The organism is Microbacterium candidum (assembly GCF_030315975.1).
In the GTDB taxonomy this organism is placed as follows: Bacteria; Actinomycetota; Actinomycetes; order Actinomycetales; family Microbacteriaceae; genus Microbacterium; species Microbacterium candidum.
The window spans coordinates 506428-522484 of the sequence record NZ_JASXSZ010000002.1; the positions used below are offsets into that span (position 1 = coordinate 506428).

Here is a 16057-nt window from a genome sequence, read left to right on the forward strand (position 1 = left end):
ACGTCACCCGCGGAACAGGCACCGCCGGGACGTCACGGGGGTGTGCAGTGAAGCGTTCTTGGTTCGCGTCGGGGGTTGTGGCGGCGGTCATCGTCGGAACGGTCGGGATCGGCGCCGTCGGCGTATCGTCGCCGGCCGTGGCGGCACCACCATCCAGTCCATGGAGCGGAGACGCGGGCGGCAACGTCGCCGACGTGACGACGACCGCGGCGACGCTCAACGTCGCCGGCCTCGGCGTCGCCGTCAGCAATGCGACCACGGATTCGACGGCGTCGCCTCAGGTGCGTTCGACCTCGAGCAACATCGACGCAGCGGTGGCGGGGCTCCCCATCGCCGTCAGCACGAACTCAGTCTCCGCTCCGCCGGATGCGGGTCCCACGACGGGCGGGATCGCCGCCGATGTGACCGGCCTCATCGATGTCGGCGCCATCACGACGACGAACGAGGCGCACTGGAGCCTTCCCGCAGTCTGCAACACGACCGGCGTCATCTCGGCCGCGACCACCCAGACAGCCGGGCTCAGCGTGCTGCCCGCGCTCGGCGGCGGGATGCTGAGCCTCGGTGTCTCGCAGTCCAACGGTTCCACGTCGCTCACTCAGGTCAGCGGTCAGAACAGCGGGCTGAACCATGGCGTGAAGAGCGTCGCGACCGGCAGCATCACCGGACTGAGCATGCTCGGCGGAGCCGTGAACGTGAACGTGCAGGGCACCACCACCCTGACGGCGACGGCCAGCGGAACTGTGGCTGGCACGGTCGCCTACCAGCCCGCTGTCGTGACCGTGACGGCGAACGGCACCACCACGACCCTCAACGTCGGCGACCCCGCGACGGTCATCAACATCGCGCTGGTCGGAAGCGTCACCCTCCAGATGAAGGCGCCGGTCTCGACCACGACCGCAACCTCCGCGCAGACGAGCGTGTCGCTCCTGTCAGTGAGCGTCGCGCTCCTCGGCGGTGTCGCGTCGACAGATGTCAACGTGCTGCCGCTCACCGCAAACGCCACCGCACCCGCGGGCGGCATCGACTGCCCGCCCCCGGCGCCCGTCATCACCGTGCCGACGGCCGGTCAGGCCTTCAACACGCCGACGCCGACCATCACCGGCACGGCCGAGCACGGCGCGACCGTCACCGTGAATGTCGACGGCCTTGCGCCGGTCACGACGACCGCGGACGCCACCACGGGCGCGTGGAGCGTGCCCTCGCCGAGCCTCGCCGACGGTCCCCACACCGTGAACGCGACCCAGGCGGTGAACGGGGTGAGCGGTCCGGCGTCCGCCGACGTCGCCTTCTCCGTGGACACCGTCGCCCCATCGGCGCCGACCGTCATCACCCCGGCGAACGGCACGGTCACCAACAACAACAAACCACCGATCACGGGGACCGCTGAGGCGAACAGCACGGTCACCGTCAACATCGACGGCACCGCGGTCGGGACGACGCCGGCGGACGGAACCGGCAACTGGACCTTCACGCCGACCACCGCGCTCAGCGACGCCTCCCACACGGTCAACGCGACCGCCAAGGACGCCGCCGGCAACATCTCCGCGGTCTCCAACACGAACACCTTCACCGTCGACACGGTCGCGCCCGTGGCGCCGGTCGTGAGCACCCCGGCGAACGGATCCGTGACGAACAACCCCAAGCCGCCGATCACCGGAACGGCGGAGGCGAACAGTACCGTCACCGTCAGCATCGACGGCACCGTCGTCGGCACGACTCCCGCCGACGGAAGCGGCAACTGGACCTTCACGCCCACCACCGCGCTCAGCGACGCCTCGCACACGGTCAACGCGACTGCGAAGGATGCTGCCGGCAACATCTCCCCGGTGTCCAACACGAACACCTTCACCGTCGACACGACACCGCCCGCCGCACCGGTCATCAGCAGCCCGGTCGACGGATCGTCGACGAACGCCGTCCAGCCGCCGATCACCGGTGCCGCAGAGGCGAACAGTGTTGTCACGGTGACGATCGATGGGACGCCCCGGGGAACCACCGCGGCGGACGGGTCGGGCAATTGGACGTTCACGCCCCCGACTCCCCTGGCGGATGGCGTCCACTCCGTCGTCGCGACGGCAAAGGATGCCGCGGGCAACATCAGCCCGGACTCCAACCAGGTGCAGTTCACAGTCGACACGCTTCCTCCCGCGCCGCCCGTGGTGCTGACCCCCGCGAGTGGTTCCGTGACCAACAACCCCAAGCCGCTCGTGACGGGAACGGCGGAGGCGAACAGCACCGTCACCGTCAGCATCGACGGCGCCGTCGTCGGGACGACCCCCGCAGACGGAAGCGGCAACTGGACCTTCACCCCGACCACCGCGCTCACCGACGCCTCGCACACGGTCAACGCGACCGCCAAGGATGCCGCCGGCAACGTGTCGCCCGTGTCGAACACGAACACCTTCACCGTCGACACGACACCGCCCCTCGCACCGGTGGTGAGCACCCCGGCAACCGGTTCGGTGACCAAGAACCCCAAGCCGCCGATCACCGGAACGGCTGAGGCGAACAGCACCGTCACCGTCAGCATCGACGGAGCCGTCGTCGGGACGACCCCCGCAGACGGAAGCGGGAACTGGACCTTCACGCCGACCACCGCGCTCACCGACGCCTCGCACACGGTCAACGCGACCGCCAAGGATGCCGCCGGCAACATCTCCCCCGTGTCGAACACGAATACCTTCACCGTCGACACCACGCCACCCGCAGCCCCGGTCATCACGGCGCCTGTGAACGGCTCGTCCACCGCCGACACGACGCCGGCCATCACCGGCACCGCCGAGGCGAACAGCACCGTCACCGTCACGACCAACGGCTCGGTTGCCGGGACGACTACCGCGGATGGCTCCGGCAACTGGTCATTCACACCGTCGACGCCGTTGACCGACGGCCCGTACACGGTGACCGCCACCGCGACCGATGCGGCCGGGAACACGAGCCCGGCTTCGGCGCCGGTGACCTTCACCGTCGACACGGCCGCGCCGGCCGCGCCCGTCATCACCGCACCCGCGAGCGGTTCGTCGACGAGCGACACCACACCGGACATCAAGGGCACCGCCGAAGCCGGCAGCACCGTCACTGTCATCATCGACGGCACCGCCGTCGGAACGACCAAGGCCGATGGTTCCGGCAACTGGACCTACACCCCGACGACGCCACTGGCCGAGGGTGCTCACACGGTCACAGCGACGGCGACGGATGCAGCAGGCAACGTGAGCCCGGAGGCCTCCCCCGTCTCGTTCACGGTCGACACACTCGCACCAGCGGCACCCGTGATCACGAGCCCGGCGGACGGCTCGACGACGACCAACCCCACGCCGCCGATCACCGGCACGGCCGAGCCGAACAGCACCGTCACGGTGATCGTCAACGGGACGCCCGTCGGGACCACGAAGGCGGACGGCCAGGGGAATTGGACCTTCACGCCGACGACGCCGCTCCCGAATGGAACCGACACGATCACCGCGACGGCCACGGATGCCGCAGGCAACATCAGCCCCGCATCGGCGCCCGTGACGGTCACCATCAGCGCACCGACGCCAGATCCGTCGCCGACGATACCTCCGACGACGCCGAGCAGCCTGCCGGTGACCGGTGGCGGGGACATGCTCGGTGGCTGGGTCATCGGCGCGCTGCTGATCGCTCTCGGCATCGCCGCCGTCCGGTTCGGCCGCCGTCGCGTCGGCTGAGTCGGCACATCAACGGCCGGTCGCCCTCGGGCGGCCGGCCGTTCGACGCCCGGTCAGAGGCCGAGTCCGTCGCGCCAGGACGGATGCGCCGGACGCCACCCGAGCGAGCGGGCGGCGGCGCCATCCGCCACGCGCGCGGGGCCGCGCGATGTCACACGCGGCACACCCGCGTAGCCGGCGCGCCGCGCGAGCACGGCCGCCCAGTCCTCGAGCGCGGCGGGCTCGTCGTCGACGATGTCGAAGATGCTCACCGGCCACGTCAGCGCGGCCATGACGGCGCTGACCGCGTCGTCGACGTGCAGCCAGTTCGTCGTATCCGCGATCGCATCCACCACCCCGACGCCGGCGCGTGCCGTGGTCGCGCCGTCCGCCGCGTACCAGGTGCCGGGACCGTACAGGAGACCGAACCGCAGCACCATGCCGCCGGGATGGCTCATGACGGCGTGCTCCAGCGCTGCCACGGGAGCGCTGTGCGGATCCCACGAGATGCTCTCCGCAATGACGCGGTCCACCCCGGCCGCATGGGATGCCTCGACGAGTGCCGGCGCGCCGACCTCCCGGAGCCGCGCGTTGGCCGCGTAGTCGAAGGACGCGAGATCCGTCGCGAGGAAGATGACTGTCGTCGGCTGCACCTCGGCGAGCGCCGCGTCGATCGAAGCGGGATCGAGCGCATCCAGGACGACGCCGCGAGCGCCGGAGCTCTCGACCTCGCTCAACCGCTCCGCGCGACGGCTCGTGCCGTGGACCTCGTGGCCCGCTGCGACGAGCGCGCGCGTCGCCGGGGCGCCGAGGACTCCGGTCGCGCCGACGAGGAGGATGCGTTCGGTGGCCGTCACGAGCCCGACAGTACCGGACGGCGAGCAGGTCAGCGCCGGACCACGGCCCGCTCGACGGTGAAGTCCTCCAGGGCGACGGGGTCGATCTCGACGCCGAGGCCCGGCCCGGTCGGAACGCGCACGTGCCCGTCCTCAAGCACGGCGGGCTCCGTCACGATGTCCCGCATGTAGAACCGCGCGGAGGCCGAGACGTCGCCGGGCAGGGTGAAGCCCGGGAGCGCGGCGAGTGCGGCGTTCGCGGCACGGCCGATGCCGGTCTCCAGCATTCCTCCGCACCACACCGGGACGCCCGCATCCCGCGCGAGATCGTGGATGCGGACGGCCTCGAGATACCCGCCGACGCGACCCGCCTTGATGTTGATGATGCGGCACGAGCCGAGCGCCAAGGCGTCGGCGGCGGCCTTCGCGGAGACGATCGACTCGTCGAGGCACACCGGTGTCGACAGGCGCTTGGCGAGTGTCGCGTGGTCGACGAGGTCGTCCTCCTGCAGCGGCTGCTCGATCAGCAGCAGGTCGAACCGATCGAGCTCGGCAAGGGTGTCGGCATCCGCCAGCGTGTAGGCGGAGTTCGCGTCTACCTGCAGCGGGATGGCGCCGAAGGCGTCGCGCACGGCGGCGGTGTCGTCGACGTCGCGCCCAGGCTTGATCTTGATCTTGATCCGCACGTACCCCTCGTCGAGGTACTCGCGCACCGCGTCGACGAGGGCGGCGGGGTCGCGCTGGATGCCGACCGAGACGCCGGACGGCACCCGGTCGCGCGCGGCTCCGAGGTGCGCTCCGAGCGGCGTGCCGTCGCGGCGGAGCGCCGCATCCAGGACCGCCAGCTCAAGACCCGCCTTGACCATGCGGTGCCCCTTGAACGGCTCAAGGACCTCGGCCACGTCGGAAGGCGTCAGGATGCGGCGGTCCAGCAGCGCGGGGATCAGGAAGCGCTGCGCGACATCCCACGCTCCCTGCGTGTACTCGCTCGAGTAGAGGGGGTCGGCTCCTGTGACGATCTCGCCCCAGCCGTCGCCGTCGGACGTGAGCGCCCGCACGACGATGACCTCGCGCACCGTCTCCGTGCCGAACGACGTCGTGAACGGCGACACGAGCGGCACGTGGAGGACCCTCAGCTCGAAGCCGTCGAGGGTCACCGGGTCTGTGGGCGTCATGCCCCTCACGCTACGCGCGGCGGGCGGGAGACTCCACGAGCGGGATGAAGGTCGCGCGACGGCGCGGGCGCGAATGGCGGCGCTTCCACTCGTTCAGCGAGCGTGACAGCGAGGTGATGGTGCGGGTCATGGCGTCTCCCTTCTAGGCCTTCACCCATAGAGAGTCGGGATGACGCGTCCTATGACGCCGTTCCGGTCACGGTTGCGTAACGCTGCGGTGGAAGACCCGCCCGTCGGGGTCGTCGTGGCGGCGCGGGCGCAGGTGCGCCGGTGCCGGCCACGGCAGTTCGAAGCGCTCGACGGGCGCGTCGATCGCCCCGTAGTCGTCGGTCTGCACGACGATGCGCTCGGGGGTGACCTCCACGAGGCGCACGCGGAGGGCGCCCGCATCCGTCTCCAGCATCCAGATGTCCGCGAGCCACGAGATCCCGCGATCCTCGAGCACCGCCTCCGCGTCGAGCCAGTCCATGGGGGCGGAGACCTCGTGCCCGAACAGATCGATGGCGATCCAGTCATCACCGTCGGGTCGGATCCAGCCGACCAGTTCTCCGTCGTCGCGGCGGTGCGGGGTCCAGTCGGGGCCGATCACGCCGGGACCTCGGCGAACGCGCGCACGGGGAACGTCCCGAAGCCCTCGACGGCGGGCGGCGCCGCGGTGAAGCGCGCACCGCGCGGGGGAAGGGCCGCGAGGTTCGTCAGATGCTCGACGACGTGGACACCGGCCCCGAGAAGCAGGGTGTGCGCCGGGCGCTCTCCGCCGGATTCCGTGTCGTCGATGTTGAGCGAGTCGATGCCGACGAGGACGGCGCCCGCGTCGATGAGGTGCTGCGCGCCTTCGCGGATGAGGTACGGGGCACCGGAGGCATACGCCGGCGTGCCGAAGTGGCGGTCCCACCCGGTGTGCAGGAGGACGGCCGCGCCGCGGACATCGCGATCGGCGAGCGTCTCCGCACGGATGCCGCGTGCCCGCACGTCCTCGAGGTGGAACACCTCTGCGCGCAGTCCGACGAGCGACGAGAGCTCGAGCCCGGCGAGGTCCCGCCCGTCGGCGTAGCGGTGGAACGGCGAGTCGAGGTACGTGCCCGTATTGCCGATCATCGTGATGACGTCCATCGCGAACTCGGTGCCCGGCGCATAGCGCGCCCGCGAGTCCTCGCGGGTGAGGTGCGGTGTGATCACCGGCTCCGGAAGGCCCGGATAGGTGACGAGGCCCGCCCGGATGGGGTGACTGAGGTCGACCACGCGGGACGTCGTCCCGGCCGGTGCCACCTCGATGCCACGGCTGCCCCGATGGGGCTCCTCGACGATGCGCAGTCCATGCAGCTCGACCTCGTCGACGAGCGCGAGGCCGAGGTGCTGCACCAGCAGCCGCGCCACGGCCGCTTCGTCGAGGTCGGCGGACGGAAGATCCAGCCGGAAGCCGACACCGGTGAGTCCGCCGCCGTTCGCGAACGAGATGTCGAAGTCGACGTGTGCGCGGTATTCGGGCATCTGGTCAGCGTAACGGCCTCCCCACGCGCTCGAGGCGTCGGGAGGCCGTTCGCAGACAGGGTTCAGCGCGGCGTGCTGTCGCCGCGCGCGTCCGTGCTCGCCGACGACGCCGCCCATGCGGCGCCGTTGGACACGGTCTCCATCCCCACGACGCCGGAGAGATCGGCGAACGTGGCGGACGAGCCCACGGCGATGAACGGCATCGGAACCTCCGATCTGATCCGGCCCCACACCGGATCTTCCCCAGAACCCGCTGCCTGTCCCCACGAGCAGCGGGCGCGGACCGCCCCCAGTGACGATCCACCATTCATGATGGCCCTCCTCGCACAATTAATCAAGAGGAAAGACAAATTTCCTGGAGACACCACCTATGGGCGAACGAAGAGATACCCCTGCTCGTCATCGAATCCGTCCACGATCAGGCCTTCGCCGAGGCGTGCCCGCATCGCGTCGCGGACCCGGCGGCGCCAGGCCGCCGCATCCTGCGGTTGCGCGAGACGGATCGCCTCGATGTCGTGCGGCACTGCGACCGACGCGACCACGTCGCCGCGCGCAGGCCGCGGGGCTTTCAGATCCCACGTGACGAGGATGCGGTCGGACTCGTCGCCGCGGTTGACGCCATCATCCATCGGTCCGTAGTAGTCGACGAGGTACTCCGTGACGCGCGCGCCGAGCGACTCGAGGTTGAAGTGCGCGTTGCGCGCGACGAGCGGGTCGAATGTCCACGTGATGCGCTCAGCGCCACGCTCGAGCGCCCACTCGCGCTGATGCTCCTTAAGAGCGCGTCCGACCCCGTGCGCTCGATGCTCGGGGAGGATCCCGGTGATGTGCGAGTGCAGGACGCGGTCGGCCGGCGGACCGAAGAAGGCGACGGATGCGCCGACCATCCGCTCGCCGTCATAGACCCCGAACGCGTAGCTGCCGACGTGCTCGAGGGCTCGGAGGAGGTTCGCCGGCATCCCCGTGCGATCGCCGCCCCACACATCCGACAGGACCTGCGACGCCTCGTGCACGCTCGCGACCGTGTCGAGGGGACGGATGCTGAGTCCTGCCGCGAGCTGCACGACAGCCACGATACGCCGGGGACATGGTCGCCCAGGCGGGCATGGATCGTTCGCCCAGCGAGTGCTGATAGCGTGGAGGCGGCGGCGCGCCCGAACGCCCGCCTGCGTCGACGTCACACCGGCCTCTGGCCGCGTCAGGTCCCTGAACCTGTCGAAGGGTCGATCGGCGATGTCCGCGGGGCCCCCCGCATCCGCCATTCCCGCCGCGCATCCGCGGCCCCTTTCAGAAAGCACACCCATGCCTTCCTTCCTCGACCTCGGCGTGCCCGCACGCCTCGCCGCCGTCCTCGCTGCCGACGGCAAGACGGAGCCGTTCGCCATCCAGCGCGACACGCTGCCCGACGCACTCGCCGGCCGCGACGTGCTCGGTCGCGGCCGCACCGGCTCCGGCAAGACCATCGCGTTCTCGCTCCCGCTGGTCGCGCGCCTGTCCGACGGCGTCCGCAGCACGTCCGGCCGCCCGCGCGGTCTCGTCCTCGCGCCCACGCGCGAGCTCGCGACGCAGATCGCGGCGACCATCAAGCCGCTGGCGGATGCCTCCGGCCTCACCGTCACGACCGTCTTCGGCGGTGTCAGCCAGCGCCCGCAGGAGCAGGCGCTCAAGGCCGGCGTCGACATCGTCGTGGCCTGCCCCGGCCGCCTCGAAGACCTCATGAAGCAGGGCGTCGTCAAGCTCGACCGCGTCGAGATCACGGTCCTGGACGAGGCGGACCACATGGCCGACCTCGGCTTCCTCCCCGGGGTCACCCGCATCCTCGCGGCGACCCCGCAGGGCGGGCAGCGGATGCTGTTCAGCGCGACGCTCGACCGGGGCGTCGACACCCTCGTCAAGCGCTTCCTGCAGAACGAGGTGCTGCACGAGGTCGACGAGGCGAGCGTCCCGCAGGGCGTCATGACGCACCGCGTCTTCCTCGTCCCGACGACCGAGGAGAAGACCGAGCTGGTGCGCCACCTCGCGTCCGGCCACGGTCGCCGCATCCTCTTCACCCGCACGAAGCACCAGGCGAAGAAGCTCGCGAAGCAGCTGACCGCCTCCGGCATCCCGGCCGTCGACCTGCACGGCAACCTCGGTCAGAACGCCCGTGAGCGGAACCTCGCAGCGTTCGGCGCGGAGCCTTCGAAGGGCGGCGTGCGCGTGCTCGTGGCGACGGATGTCGCAGCCCGCGGCGTGCACGTCGACGAGGTGGAGCTCGTGGTCCACGTCGACCCGCCGATGGAGCACAAGGCGTACCTGCACCGCTCCGGCCGCACCGCACGCGCCGGCGCCGAGGGCACGGTCGTCACGGTCGCACTCGACGCTCAGCGCCGCGACGTGACGGACCTGCTGCGTCAGGCTCGCATCACCGCGCCCCTCGAGCAGGTGTCCGCGGCGTCGGCCACGGTCATCGAGCTCGTCGGCGAGCCCGCGCCGAAGGTCAAGCCGGTCGTGGTCGCTCAGCCGGCCCGCGGTGGCTCGGGTTCGCAGGGCGGTCGCGGCGGTTCGTCGCGCGGTGGCGCTTCGGGTGACTCCGGCTCTGGCGGCCGTTCCGGTTCGGCGAGCCGCTCTGGTGCTGCCGGCGGCTCAGGTTCTGCGGGCCGTTCCGGTTCTGCCGGCGGCCGTGCAGGCGCCCAGGGTGGTTCGCAGGGCGGCCGCGCCGGCGCGCCGGTCAAGGCCGGGACTCCGGCCGGTCAGACTTCCCGCGGTGGCGCGGCGAACGGCTCGAACGGGCAGAAGACGGACGGGGGCGCCCCCGCGCGTCGCCGTCGGGGCGGGCGCGGGCGCGGGGGCGCCGCATCCGGCCCCCGTCCTGCCGCGCGCTGACGCACCCGCTGCCCCTGCTGACCGGCACGGATGGCGAGACACTGAACGGATGGCGAGAGATTCCGCACGGAATCTCTCGCCATCCGTGTTTCCGCTCGCCATCCGTGCGGCGAGCGAGCGCGGCGAGTCGGAACGTGCAGAAGATGTCGGAGGCCCGTGGTTGCATCGCACGTATGAGCACTGCAACCTCTGCCGATGGCACTCCGATCGCCTTCCACGTGACAGGCGAGGGTCGCACGGTCGTCATCGTGAACGGTGCACTGTCCACCGCTGCCGACGCGAGCCCGATCGCCGAGGGGCTGGCAGCAGCAGGCTTCCGAGCCGTCACCTGGGATCGCCGCGCCCGTGGCGGCAGCGGTGACCGGCCGGGCTCGACGCCGGACGACGAGGTCGCCGACCTCGCCGCGGTGATCGACGCCGTCGGTGGCGCGGACGCGACCCTCGGCCACTCGTCCGGCGCGATCCTCGCGCTGTATGCGGCGTCACAGGGCGTGGCGACGGGCGCCCTGTTCCTCTCCGAGCCGCCGATCCTGTTCGACGACGAGGGCTACGGAGACGAGCTCGCCGGCCGGCTCCAGGCGCTCGTCGACGACGGACATCCGGAGGAGGCGGTGGCGACGTTCCAGATCGACGCAGTCGGTCTTCCTCGCGAGATGGTCGAGGCGGGCCGCGAGAACGGGATGCTGGCAGCCCTCGCCCCGCTCGGGCAGTCGACCGTCTACGACACGGCGCTGACGCTGCGTGCAAAGCGGCCGACCGCGGATCTCCTGAGCGTCGATCCTCCCGTGACCGTGCTCCGCGGGGAGCAGACATTCCCGTTCCTCATCGGCTCCTCCGACCGCCTTGCACGCGAGACCCCGGGCGCCGACCTGGTCGTGGTCCCCGAGTCCGTCATGCACCGGCCCGATCCGGCCGCCACCGCCAGGGTCATCGCCGACCGACTCTGAGCAAGCAGCGGATCCCGCTAGACCCTCACCCGCCTGTTGTCGCCGGGTACGGGATCGTGACGGTCGAATTGGGATTGAGGCCCAGCGTGGGAGCCGACCCGGTGCACTCGGGGCAGTCGTACAGGTGACCGGCTCCACGGCCGTCGGTCGAGTAGGTGACGAGAGGAGCGCCGTTCGGCCACGCGACGTAGGTGCGCGAGACTCCGGAGACCTCGTCCGTGATGACGACACCCGTTCCCGCCGCCGTCAGCGCCGCCGTCGCGTCGCACGAACTGCTCTGGTTCCCGCCGTCGTCGACGATGACGCACGTCATCTGTCCGGTCGTCCCGCCTCCCCAGACGAGCGCGCCCTGGATGTCGGCCAGCAGGCGGGGCGAGCCCGCATCCCAGTGATAGTGGTCGCTGGCAGCCTGCCAGCTCGCGAGGTACTGCGCGGGGATCGTCGCTTGCGGAGCGGGCGCTCCGGCCTCCGCGGCCACCGACGTCCCGATGCCGACGCCGACCGCGAGCGCGAGGACGACGGCCGGGATGCCGAAGCCCAGAACCGCCCGGCGCGACCACCTGCGTCCCGTCGACCGCGGAGGGTCGACCGGCTCAGGATTCGCGGCGTCGATGACAGTCGCGCCGACCGCATCGATCGTGTCGACGGCCTCCTGCCTCGACTCGACGTCCACGTCAGGTGGGGGCGGCCCCGCCGCATCCATCGACGCACGTTCGTCGCCCCCACGCGCTTTGTTCTCGAGGACCTCGAGCCGTGCCAACCCCGTCGGATCGTCGCCGAGATCCGCATCCATGCCGTACGCCCGCACGCGCAGCGCGGCGAGCTCCGCGGCCTCATCGTCGGTGAGCATGCGCCCATTCTCGCCCCGGATCGACCGCACGCAGCGGCCGCGGCCGAACGTGCGGGAGCGCTCAGGGCTCGAGCGTGAGGGATGCCGGGATCGGCACGATCTCCTCGCGAAGACGGATGATCCGCTGCGCGTGATCGGCGAGGCGCAGATCCTCGTCGGTCTCGGGGATCCAGGCCGGCACCGGCAGCGCGATCCCGTCGTCGCTCGGCACGACGAAGACGCTCATGCACCGGGTCGTCACGGTGGAGTCGTGCGGCGTGCGCGGGTCGGCGGTCGACACGCGGATGCTGATGTGCATGCTCCGCTCGGTCGTGTAGATGATGCGCGCGTCCACTTCGGCGAGGTCGCCGATCCGCGCGGGGGCGAGGAAGTGGATGCCTCCCGAGTAGACGCCGATGGCCGCGGCATCCTGGGTCCATGCCGTCGCGGCCGCCGAGGCGGCCTCGTCGATCCACCGCATCACGGTGCCGCCGTGCGCCTTGCCGCCGAAGTTCACGACGCTCGGCGGGACGGGGAACCGCAGAGTCGTATGGGGTGCGAGCGATGCCGTCGTGTAGTCCTCGTCGAGCATCAGGGTCTTGATCGCGGCGCGCGACGTGATGCGGTCGAGCGCAGCGGCGGACAGCTTGCGGTCGGAACGAGACCCTGGCTCCCATACCGGAACTTCGGCCGGGTGTCCGTCCGCGCCCTTCGCGACGAAGACGAGGATGCAGGTCGTCGCCGGCGTCATCGTCTGCCCGCTGACCTCGCCCGACGAGACGGTCGCGATGATGTGCATGCTCGTGCGGCCCGTGTGGACGATGCGCGCGCGCACCTCCACGAGACTGCCGGGCGGGATGGGGCGGCGGTGGCGGACGTTGCCGACGTACGCGGTGACGCAGTAGGCGCCGGACCAGCCCACCGCGCACGCGAATCCGGCCTTGTCGATCCACTCCATGACGCTGCCCGCCGCGACCGAACGGCCGCCCGCGGCCGTGTCCGACGGGGCGGCGAGGAACCGCAGGGTGATGCGGTCATCCCGGCCGATCAGGGGCGTCGTCGTCACCGCCCCAGCATAGGGCCGCGCTCTCGCCAGGCTCAGGGTGAAGGATGGGGGCACCCGAGGAACAGGAGCGCAGGATGCTGGCCATCGATCTCGCAGGGAAGACCGCCGTCGTCACGGGTTCGACCGGAGGCATCGGCTTCGCGATCGCACGGGGACTCGCCGAGGCCGGTGCGCGGGTCGTCGTGAACGGACGATCCGAGGACTCGGTGGACGCCGCGCTCGCGCGGCTGCGCGACGAGGTCCCCGGCGCAGATGCCGTCGGCGTAGCTGCCGACGTCACGACCGAGGTCGGGGCCGATCTGCTCGCCGCATCCGTCGACGCGGTCGACATCCTCGTCAACAACCTCGGTGTCTTCGGAGCAGAGGAGCCGCTCGCGATCTCGGACGACGAGTGGCGCCGCTACTTCGAGGTCAACGTGCTGAGCGCGGTGCGCCTCATCCGTCTGCTCCTGCCGTCGATGACCGAACGCGGCTGGGGACGCGTGCTCAACATCGCGAGCGATTCCGCCATCGTGACGCCCTCGGAGATGATCCACTACGGCGTCTCGAAGACCGCCCTCCTCGGCGTCTCGCGCGGGTTCGCGAAGGCGGCGGCCGGCACGGGAGTGACCGTCAACTCCGTGATCGCCGGTCCGACGCACACCGGCGGCGTCGAGGACTTCGTCTATCAGCTCGTCGACGAGAACCTGCCGTGGGATCAGGCGCAGCGCGAGTTCATGCGCCTGCATCGCCCGCAGTCGCTGCTCCAGCGGCTCATCGAGCCCGAAGAGATCGCCCACATGGTGGTGTACCTCGCCTCACCGCTCGCGTCCGCGACGACGGGCGGCGCCGTGCGGGTCGACGGCGGCTACGTCGACGCCATCCTGCCCTGACGGGACCTCGCAGACCTTCATCCATACGATAAGTTGTTGACCCCGACGAATACCTTGCCATCGATTCGCGCCGGGGGTATCATGCCTGTCGAAACCAGCGCCGTGGGAGCGCTGGCAGACACGGCGGACCAGCCACGGACTAAGTTCCGGATGTCGCCACCCGAAGCTCGCGATGCCTCGCGACCGCCTCCGCCGAGACTGGGGACACACACGCATCCGGGCGATCCTGCTCGATCATCCACCTTCTTGACATCCGTTTCTCCTGCGCGGGGACCTCTCCGTGCCGTCGTTCGTTGCGCTCGTTTTCCGGTCACCGACATATCCGCATGCCGGCAATGGAGCCGGTGCGCAGGGCGCACGGCGCCCGGAAAGCGAGTCACTGATGTCCAAGCAATCCCCCCTGCCGGCGCGCCGGCGGGGGCTCATCGCGATAGGCGCCGTCGGCGCATGTATCGTCGCGCTCGTCACGGCGGGCGCCGCGCACGCGAACACTACGACGCCTCTGCCCGGCAGCACGTTCGAAGGCGGCGACGGCAACATGATCGTCGACAACCCCGGCGACACCGACTGGGCCAATGCCGCAGGCGTCAACTTCAAGGACGACCTGCAGTCAGGGTCGGGCGACAACGCGTTCGGCCAAGGCACGAAGGAGGATGCGACCAACCCGACCGTCGTCTTCGGTTCGATCCCGCCCAACAAGAACGACCTGACGCGCTTCTACGAGGCGTCCGAACAGGTCTCCGGCGGGGACATCTTCCTCTACCTTGCGTGGGAGCGCGCCGTCAACATCGGTAGCGCGAACCTCGACTTCGAGATCAACCAGGCGAAGCAGACGCTGACGGACAAGTCGAGCGGGCCGGTGACGCTCAACCGGACAGCCGGCGACCTGCTGGTCTCGTACGACTTCAGTGGAAGTGGGACTCCGACTATCTCGCTCAGCACATGGATCACCACAGGGTCCGCATCGAGCTGCAACGCCAGCTCGACCCTGCCCTGTTGGGGCGGCGCGCACAACGTTCCGGCCGCCGATTACCAGGCCGCAGTGAACACCGTTGCCATCTCCGACCCGATCAAGGGCGTCAATCTGGGCGCTGGCCTGTTCGGCGAGGCGGCGATCAACCTCACCGGCGCCGGGGTGTTCAAGCCGGGCGTGTGCCAGGCCTTCGGGTCCGCGTTCATCAAGAGCCGTTCCTCGACGTCGTTCACAGCCGAGCTGAAGGACTTCATCGCGCCGACGCCCGTGAACATCACGAACTGCGGCAGCATCACGGTCAAGAAGGTCACGCAGAACGCACCCGCGAACGACGTGACGCCGTTCCCGTTCACGACGAGCAATCTGACACCGGCATCGTTCTCGCTCATGGGCGGCGGGCAGACCGTGTACAACAAGCTCGGCGCGGGCACGTACGGCGTGACCGAAGGAACCGAACCGACGGGCTGGAACCCGACCGGCGTCGCCTGCGCCGACAACGCGACCAATGCGACGGTGGGTTCGATCAGCGGGGAGACCGCAACGATCACCCTCGGTGCCGGACAGAACGTGACGTGCACGTACACGAACCACTTCACGAACAGTCCGACGATCACCACGATGCTGCCGGGAGCGGATGCGAACGGAGCGGCGACGGTGGATGTGGGCTCGAGCGTGTCGGACACGGCGACGCTGCACGGCGCGACGACGACTCCGAGCGGCACCGTGTCATACACGGTGTACTCGGACGCTCAATGCCAGAACCCGCTGCCGGGCGTGGATGCGGGTACCAAGCTCCCGCTGAACAACGGAACCGTTCCAGCATCCAACTCGGTCGCATTCAACACGGTCGGAAAGTTCTACTGGGTCGTGAGCTACTCGGGCGACGCGGACAACAACGCGGCGACGAGCACCTGCGGGTCCGAGGTCCTGACGGTCGCTCCGAAGCAACCGACGGCGTCGACGGCGCAGAACCTGGTGCCGAACGACTCGTTCACGCTTGCGGGCGGATTCAACCCGACCGGGACGATCACGTTCAACCTTTACGGGCCCGGTGACCTGACCTGCTCGAAGGCACCGGTGATCGGGCCGCTGACAGTGACGGTCAACCAAGGGAACAACACGTACACCACGAGCAACACCGCCTCGGTGAGCGCTCAAGGCACGTACCGGTGGATGTCCACCTACAGCGGTGACGGCACGAACAACCTGCCAGTCACGTCCGCGTGCGGTGTGGAGCAGTTCACGATCAACGACAACTACCCGACACCTGTCCCGTAAGGGCTGAATGACAGGCGAAGGCCGGCACGTGTCCTCCCCGTGCCGGCCTTCGCCATG

The 16057-nt window shown here is 70.1% G+C and carries 13 protein-coding genes; 5 read left to right on the top strand and 8 right to left on the bottom strand.

Features of this window, described 5'->3' with window-relative positions:
* Window positions 1-47 precede the first annotated feature (47 nt).
* Window positions 48-3689, top strand: a complete 3642-nt coding sequence (locus QSV35_RS08750; protein WP_286288294.1) for an Ig-like domain-containing protein — start codon at window positions 48-50, stop codon at window positions 3687-3689.
* Between the two features lie 53 nt (window positions 3690-3742).
* Here the strand turns inward: QSV35_RS08750 and QSV35_RS08755 are convergent, their stop codons facing one another.
* The 6 genes from QSV35_RS08755 to QSV35_RS08780 all read right to left on the bottom strand — a co-directional run bounded on the left by QSV35_RS08755 (window position 3743) and on the right by QSV35_RS08780 (window position 8243).
* On the bottom strand, window positions 3743-4525 hold the full coding sequence (locus QSV35_RS08755) for an NAD-dependent epimerase/dehydratase family protein (protein WP_286288296.1): 783 nt from the start codon (window positions 4523-4525) through the stop codon (window positions 3743-3745).
* 29 nt (window positions 4526-4554) lie between these two features.
* Window positions 4555-5679, bottom strand: coding sequence for an o-succinylbenzoate synthase (gene menC / locus QSV35_RS08760; protein ID WP_286288298.1), 1125 nt, complete (start codon window positions 5677-5679; stop codon window positions 4555-4557).
* Between the two features lie 196 nt (window positions 5680-5875).
* Window positions 5876-6268 (bottom strand): hypothetical protein, encoded by a 393-nt coding sequence (locus QSV35_RS08765; protein ID WP_286288299.1) that lies wholly within the window; start codon window positions 6266-6268, stop codon window positions 5876-5878.
* Entirely contained in the window at window positions 6265-7170 is a 906-nt protein-coding gene (locus QSV35_RS08770) for a cyclase family protein (RefSeq protein ID WP_286288302.1), read from the bottom strand. Before QSV35_RS08770 ends, QSV35_RS08765 begins: the two co-directional genes overlap by 4 nt.
* Window positions 7171-7232: 62 nt before the next feature.
* Window positions 7233-7373, bottom strand: coding sequence for a hypothetical protein (locus QSV35_RS08775; protein WP_286288303.1), 141 nt, complete (start codon window positions 7371-7373; stop codon window positions 7233-7235).
* Between the two features lie 165 nt (window positions 7374-7538).
* Window positions 7539-8243 carry a GNAT family N-acetyltransferase gene (locus QSV35_RS08780; protein ID WP_419956825.1) on the bottom strand — a complete coding sequence of 235 codons (705 nt, stop codon included), beginning with the start codon at window positions 8241-8243 and terminating at the stop codon, window positions 7539-7541.
* Between the two features lie 229 nt (window positions 8244-8472).
* Here QSV35_RS08780 and QSV35_RS08785 point away from each other — a divergent pair, with 229 nt between their 5' ends.
* Together QSV35_RS08785 and QSV35_RS08790 are read left to right on the top strand one after the other, a co-directional pair.
* Entirely contained in the window at window positions 8473-10035 is a 1563-nt protein-coding gene (locus QSV35_RS08785; protein ID WP_286288305.1) for a DEAD/DEAH box helicase, read from the top strand.
* A gap of 173 nt (window positions 10036-10208) precedes the next feature.
* On the top strand, window positions 10209-10982 hold the full coding sequence (locus tag QSV35_RS08790) for an alpha/beta fold hydrolase (protein ID WP_286288307.1): 774 nt from the start codon (window positions 10209-10211) through the stop codon (window positions 10980-10982).
* Window positions 10983-11007: 25 nt separating this feature from the next.
* Here the strand turns inward: QSV35_RS08790 and QSV35_RS08795 are convergent, their stop codons facing one another.
* Window positions 11008-11832, bottom strand: coding sequence for a hypothetical protein (locus QSV35_RS08795; RefSeq protein WP_286288309.1), 825 nt, complete (start codon window positions 11830-11832; stop codon window positions 11008-11010).
* A gap of 61 nt (window positions 11833-11893) precedes the next feature.
* Window positions 11894-12877 carry an acyl-CoA thioesterase gene (locus tag QSV35_RS08800; RefSeq protein WP_286288310.1) on the bottom strand — a complete coding sequence of 328 codons (984 nt, stop codon included), beginning with the start codon at window positions 12875-12877 and terminating at the stop codon, window positions 11894-11896.
* 77 nt (window positions 12878-12954) lie between these two features.
* On the opposite strand from QSV35_RS08800, the gene QSV35_RS08805 reads away from it, so the two are divergent.
* Both QSV35_RS08805 and QSV35_RS08810 read left to right on the top strand, forming a co-directional pair.
* Window positions 12955-13749, top strand: coding sequence for an SDR family NAD(P)-dependent oxidoreductase (locus QSV35_RS08805; protein WP_286288476.1), 795 nt, complete (start codon window positions 12955-12957; stop codon window positions 13747-13749).
* A gap of 382 nt (window positions 13750-14131) precedes the next feature.
* Window positions 14132-16000 (top strand): hypothetical protein, encoded by a 1869-nt coding sequence (locus tag QSV35_RS08810; RefSeq protein ID WP_286288311.1) that lies wholly within the window; start codon window positions 14132-14134, stop codon window positions 15998-16000.
* Window positions 16001-16057 lie beyond the last annotated feature (57 nt).

What these genes read in the sequence shown, in the direction of transcription:
- menC (WP_286288298.1), bottom strand. Translation starts at nt 5,679, where the DNA reads ATGACGCCCACAGACCCGGTGACCCTCGACGGCTTCGAGCTGAGGGTC.
- QSV35_RS08770 (WP_286288302.1), bottom strand. Translation starts at nt 7,170, where the DNA reads ATGCCCGAATACCGCGCACACGTCGACTTCGACATCTCGTTCGCGAAC.
- QSV35_RS08775 (WP_286288303.1), bottom strand. Translation starts at nt 7,373, where the DNA reads ATGCCGTTCATCGCCGTGGGCTCGTCCGCCACGTTCGCCGATCTCTCC.
- QSV35_RS08785 (WP_286288305.1), top strand. Translation starts at nt 8,473, where the DNA reads ATGCCTTCCTTCCTCGACCTCGGCGTGCCCGCACGCCTCGCCGCCGTC.
- QSV35_RS08790 (WP_286288307.1), top strand. Translation starts at nt 10,209, where the DNA reads ATGAGCACTGCAACCTCTGCCGATGGCACTCCGATCGCCTTCCACGTG.
- QSV35_RS08795 (WP_286288309.1), bottom strand. Translation starts at nt 11,832, where the DNA reads ATGCTCACCGACGATGAGGCCGCGGAGCTCGCCGCGCTGCGCGTGCGG.
- QSV35_RS08810 (WP_286288311.1), top strand. Translation starts at nt 14,132, where the DNA reads ATGTCCAAGCAATCCCCCCTGCCGGCGCGCCGGCGGGGGCTCATCGCG.